Here is a 4,898-nt window from a genome sequence, read left to right as displayed (position 1 = left end):
GGGTCGCTATCTCCCCTACAAGCCTAGAGATATTAACACTAGTATCACAGGGTATGGGTTGGCACCAATTATGATAATATTGAAAGTAGCATTTTTGTTTTGTTCAATCCTTTTTCAGAAACTGGAAATGCACATAAAGTTCAAAGGGGCAGGATATCCGAAGAACTATGTATCACTCGTGAGCAAAGTTCCTTTGAATAATAAAGTAGGCACCCACTTTTAGAAATAGCAAAACAGCGGTTATGTTCGTAAGCGCACAATTAAACGGTGCGCTTACATTACAAATAACTGATGACAACAAATACCTTCTAGGGAATATCTATAGTCTTCTAAATGTAAATCACTCAACTTTTATATTAATAATTTACTGGTTATTTGTTATTGGGATATTTTATCATTTCTAGAGCTTTATCTATAAAAGTTAAAGCTTGTTGTTTTTCTTTTTCAACAGATTTTTGCATAATTGTACGCATGCCGTTGATGTCTCCTAATACTAGTTCGACCTTTTTTGTAAAGGCACCACTCATCAATTCTTCAAAAGGAATTGACAGCTCTGGGAGGCATAAATTATTCATTATTCCTTGTGATTTATGTTCGTAATTTAATGCAAAAGCCGGAGTGCCAAAATTCATTGAAATTATTGCACTATGGAGTCTTGTTCCAATGGTCAGAGCGCATTTACTGAATATTATACCGAGGTCGATATCATTATATTCATCCATTAGTACCGTAAAATTGTGACGTAATTTGCACTTTAGCTGAACGTTTAAGGCAATCATTCTATCGTCTTTATGATAACCATCTATTGCCGTGCAGGTTGAAACTGCAATAATTTTATACCCCAGTGCCATCAAGTGATCGCACAGTAAAGCCATTTCGGTCTCATAAGCATCTTGACTTACCTTGAGCTTTTTATCAAAGGGGGCTAACTCGCGCAGTGTTACAGCGATATAAGGGCCATCATCAAGCGGTATATTTATTTTTTTATCGACAGGTGAGACTAACCAAGCTGTATCAGTGCCAACATGTACTTTATTTGTAATGTTTAGTTCTTTATTCACCAATTCTTCACTAACAGACTCCCTTAAGCCAAAGAATTTAGCTTGATTGAAAACAGAGTTACTTAAGTGCTTAAATGATTTTTTAGAAAATGGACCAACACTGTGTCCCAGAATAAGCAGTGGTTTATTGGCATTTAAGGTACACAGAGCATGTTCAAATTGAAATATTCCATATGAATCAACGAAGAAAGATCCACCTACTTGAATAACAGCGTCATATTCTTGCAAGCTATTTATATGCTGGGAGATATACTTTGATAACGGAAAAAATCTTAATAGCCCTTTGTGTTTAATTCGAGCATGTAAAATTCTAATATCTAAATTTTCACGTACTTTTTTTATTCTATTTATTAATAGGCCTTTGATTGCGGTGCGCCTTCTTTTATGAAGGATATCAGCAACAAGAGGTACACCTAGTAAATAGCTAGAACTATTAGGATAGCGGCTAGTGATAGTGAGTTGGATTCCCTTATCAATAGTTTTTATACCTTCGATCAAGCCACGCAAAATTGCCGCGTCACCTCTATTGCCGCAAGTATGGTTACCGACAATCAGGAGTTTTGTTAGTTTTTTCACTCATTACCTCTGTTCAAGCAGATTCCTGTTATATCAATTTAGGTTCATTTTAACTGATAAAAACTCAACAAAAAAATTAGTTTGAGCGTAACTATCGATTAATTTTATTTTTCACTGAGCAATGTTAAGGAATATCGTTCATAAGACTAGACAACGCGATGTTGAGGTCTTTTGCATTAAAATCAGCATTTACTTTCGACACTGCGTTATTTTTAATTTGGCTAGAGTTTATTACCGTAGAATTCAATAGTTCCAACCTGTTTTTAATTTCATTGGAATCTTTTTCAGGAACTAAAAAACCACTTTCGTTATGGTCAATTAACTCTGGGATTCCACTATGTATGGTAGAGATGACGAGTACGCCAGATGCCATTGCTTCCATTAAAGATACGGGGATACCTTCCATATCACCCTTGCAATCTGTTACTGAGGGTAGGAGAAATACATCAGCATTCTTAAGTGCCTTTGCTACAAAGTCAGGAGTTTGAGGTCCATGAAAAACTATATCGTCTTTACGTTTGTAGTTTTTTACCTGACTTTTTAGTAATTCAAGAAGTTCACCACCACCAACAATATGATACTTGAGTGGTATGCTGCATTTTTCAATTGCTTCAAGAGCATAAATTAGACCCTTTTTTTCTGTTGCCCTCGCCACAGTTAAGATGTTTAAAGTGCTAGAAAGTGGTCTGTTTTCAAATTCAAACCTGTTGATATCAATGCCCATGTGATGCACTTTTATTTTATTATTTGGCACACCGTAACTTTTAAGTCGATTAGCCCACAGTTCACTTATTGGTAAGAGTAAGTCTGACGTATTCCCAAGCCAACGATATAAACCTTTCCAGTGTTTTATTTGCTTATATTCACTTATTTCATAGCCATGAAAAACGGTGAAAAGTTTACCTTCTAAAATATGCGATTTTCTTAAATAATTGGCTATAACACCAATATGACCAAAGTGAGCAATAATACAATCAGCACTAGTCTTTTTCTCTGTAATCAATCCAATTTTCAATATATCCCTAGCAAGCTTAAGGTTTCGTTTGCTTAATAATATAAGTGAAAACCAAATTAATTGAACCCTACTTGGATAGGTAAGTAATAACCTTAATTGTTGTAAAAATATTGAACAGATTGCCATGAGGAAAAACTGGTTACCAGACGTTGTTGGTAGTAAATATCTCGTTCTTTTTATTAGGCCGTTTTTTGTAATACTTTGGTCTGTAATGAAATTGGTATCACCGGGATAAATAGAGACAATGTTAACTGCGTGACCGAGTTCAATTAAACCATTTATTTGTTCAACGACAAATGTTTGGGAAAGAACCGGAAAACTATTGGTAAAAAAGGTGATTGACTTAGATGCCATTAATTCAGTCCATGTTGTAATGTTTTATGCGCGACAAGCTTTGCTTAAAAACAGAATATAACATGAAGATGCTGAGTACATCAGCACTATAAACTGTTACATAAAGCATAACTTTGATTAGCAGACTTAATTCGAGTTGAGGGATGACAATATATTCTAATATGAATAAGGGGGCGATTAAACAAAGCAGGGGAATAATTAAAAAAATTAGGGTTTTGTTAAAATCCACGGTGGATACTTTTTTGATCACAAAATAATAAGCAAGTGGTACGCAAATACTTTGAAATATTACCAAGGCTATCGTCAGTGCATAAATACCATGAAGGGCTGATAGGTACATGACTAAAGCATTGACAGGCAGTATTGCAATATTCCAATAAAAACTTAAGTAGGTTTTGCCAGACACTTGCACTAAAGGCCCCATTAAATTAGATGGGCAGACCCTAATGAACCAAAACAGTGAGAGCAACGCCAAAATAGGTGCATATTTTTGAAATTTTTCACCATAAATGACTAAGGTAATTAAGTCAGAAGCACCGATTAACGGCGCGTAACAAATAGCAAGAATAACCGCTTGTACACAAAAAAGATCGTAGTAAGTGTTCTTCAAACGTTGAGGGTTTTGTTTGGCATGGCTAAACAAAGGTAGCGCAATCTTACCTATAATGGGCTGAATGGCTTGTGATGGACGACTGGCTAGTTGTTTAATTAGGTGATAAGCGCCCAACTCTTGTAGTGGCAGTAAGGAGGCTAGAATTAACGTGTCGATTTGTTTACGTGTTATGTTTAGCCATTGACCGCCTAAGTCGTAGACTCCATATTTAAACGCATCTTTTGCGGTTTTTATCTTAAAGTTTAGGCCTAAATTCGCTAGATGACTCATTGCCGCCATAATGCCTATGAGACGTAAGAGTTGATAACCCAAAGCGGAGAAAATCAGGCAGTAAAGTCCTGAATCTATGGTCGCAATAGCTATCCCAAATGCCATTATTCTTGATGCTATTTCAATTTTAGCCATACTAGCGTGTTTAAATGCCAGTAGGCCTACAGTTTGATATTGTGCACCTACCGCATGCATAATCAAAAGCACACTGAGCACCATGAGCGGTGAAAATAAATCTGTATAGTGCATGAAATACAAAATAGGGTAGGCCAGTAGTAGTACAACAACAACGGCGACAATTCCGATTGTTATGGCTAAAGTGAAAATAGTATTCTTTTCTTCCTGATTTAGATCGCGCTTATACATCAGGTAGTTAGATATTCCACCAAGGGCAACAGCAGTAAATATTTCGATAAACAGGTTTAATATTGCATATTGACCAAAAATAGCTGTTTCGATGGTTCTCGATAATATTGCTAATTGCAAAATTTGCACCGCAATTCCAAATATGGTTGAAATCGTTGTCCATGAGGCGGACTTGGCTATTATCGTCATTTAAGTTTTTGAAATTTTGTTTTTAAAGACATAAAGGGTTTTTCATACAAATAAAAACTCGCTGTCGCCACTAAAATAGTAAACAAAAAACTTGTAACAACAACTTGATAGCTACTACTGGACAGGGAGGGGAAAACCATCATGCTAATGGCATTAAAAGCAGCCATGTGAAAAATATACATGCCGTAGCTTATTTGCCCAATGTAAATAACGGGTCGAAAGTTAAGTATTGATGACGTGATTTTGTCTCTATTGAAAATCACCGAGAGTAAGAACAACGTTAAGATTACATGGATAATAAAATTTGGAAATTTATATATAATCAATATTACGGCGATTACGGCTGAAAGTATTGGTGTCACTTTAGGGTTCAGCAATCTACTTAAAACGTTAAAAGATTTTTGGTGGTGCATGATAATTGCAGCAATTACGCCCAGGCAAATAGCGGGTTGTA

At 35.7% G+C, this 4,898-nt stretch carries 5 protein-coding genes; 1 reads left to right on the top strand and 4 read right to left on the bottom strand.

The window, feature by feature from the left end:
- On the top strand, positions 1 to 223 hold a 223-nt coding region (locus ACJAT7_RS17830), incomplete at its 5' end, for a hypothetical protein (RefSeq protein WP_415228147.1).
- Positions 224 to 371: 148 nt separating this feature from the next.
- Here the strand turns inward: ACJAT7_RS17830 and wcaK are convergent.
- The 4 genes from wcaK to ACJAT7_RS17810 form a co-directional block, all read right to left on the bottom strand.
- Positions 372 to 1,637 carry a colanic acid biosynthesis pyruvyl transferase WcaK gene (gene wcaK, locus ACJAT7_RS17825; RefSeq protein WP_415228146.1) on the bottom strand — a complete coding sequence of 422 codons (1,266 nt, stop codon included), beginning with the start codon at positions 1,635 to 1,637 and terminating at the stop codon, positions 372 to 374.
- Between the two features lie 124 nt (positions 1,638 to 1,761).
- A complete protein-coding gene (locus ACJAT7_RS17820; RefSeq protein WP_415228145.1) occupies positions 1,762 to 3,006 on the bottom strand; it encodes a glycosyltransferase in 1,245 nt (414 codons plus the stop codon).
- Between the two features lie 4 nt (positions 3,007 to 3,010).
- Positions 3,011 to 4,444 carry an oligosaccharide flippase family protein gene (locus ACJAT7_RS17815; protein ID WP_415228144.1) on the bottom strand — a complete coding sequence of 478 codons (1,434 nt, stop codon included), beginning with the start codon at positions 4,442 to 4,444 and terminating at the stop codon, positions 3,011 to 3,013.
- The coding region (locus ACJAT7_RS17810) for an acyltransferase family protein (RefSeq protein ID WP_415228143.1) at positions 4,441 to 4,898 on the bottom strand (458 nt) is incomplete at its 5' end. The genes ACJAT7_RS17810 and ACJAT7_RS17815, both read right to left, overlap by 4 nt.

The organism is Psychromonas sp., from assembly GCF_047632995.1.
In the GTDB taxonomy this organism is placed as follows: domain Bacteria; phylum Pseudomonadota; class Gammaproteobacteria; order Enterobacterales; family Psychromonadaceae; genus Psychromonas.
This window is presented reverse-complemented; position numbering and strand designations above follow the sequence as displayed.